This is a genomic window from Vibrio sp. 1727 (genome assembly GCF_033344415.1).
Taxonomy (GTDB): Bacteria; Pseudomonadota; Gammaproteobacteria; order Enterobacterales; family Vibrionaceae; genus Vibrio; species Vibrio alginolyticus.
The window spans coordinates 1-616 of sequence record NZ_JAWPOT010000414.1 but is presented as its reverse complement, the minus strand read 5'-3'; the positions used below and the strand labels follow the sequence as shown (position 1 = coordinate 616).

Below are 616 nucleotides of genomic sequence, written 5' to 3'. Positions count from 1 at the left end.
GTAGGCAATCGTCCACAATGCATTAATCACAAACACAAACCAAACCATCACTGGTAGCTCACCGGTTTGTGCCGCCCATGCCATAGGAATCGCCCAGCTAAACGCTAATCCCAAAAACAGCTGCGGGATATGCGTGTAACGCTTCATAAAAGGGTAGATAAAGGCTAAGACAAGGCCCGCAAAAGAGAGCTGAATCGTTAAGGGGTTCATGGTCAACACAAGTAAGAATGAGCTCACGGCCAAAACCAAAAATAAGCCAATCGCCTCTTTCGCCGTGACCTTACCCGAAGGCAATGGACGCTGTTTAGTACGCTTCACATGACCATCGACTTTGCGGTCTGCAAAATCGTTAATGACGCAGCCTGCGCTACGCATTAAAAATACACCCAACACAAATACAATGAGCACATCCCAACTCGGTATGCCTTGGGCTGCAATAACCAGAGCCCAAACCGTTGGCCACAACAATAATAGTGAACCAATTGGGCGATCCATTCGCATCAGCTGCCAATATGCTTTGGCTTTTTCTGCGGACATTTACACTCTCTCCTTGGCGTAAATAGGTGAATTCGATAAGAATAACTCAGCGACTAACATAGGTTTGTGATTCATCCAC

2 protein-coding genes are annotated in these 616 nt (G+C 46.6%); both read right to left on the bottom strand.

Translation table 11 applies throughout. The features are described 5' to 3' along the window. A partial coding sequence (locus R8O10_RS26065) for a UbiA family prenyltransferase (RefSeq protein ID WP_318192076.1) occupies positions 1-537 on the bottom strand: 537 nt, incomplete at its 3' end. Continuing rightward, the coding region (locus R8O10_RS26060) for a chorismate lyase (protein WP_318119892.1) at positions 538-616 on the bottom strand (79 nt) is incomplete at its 5' end. It abuts the gene before it with no gap.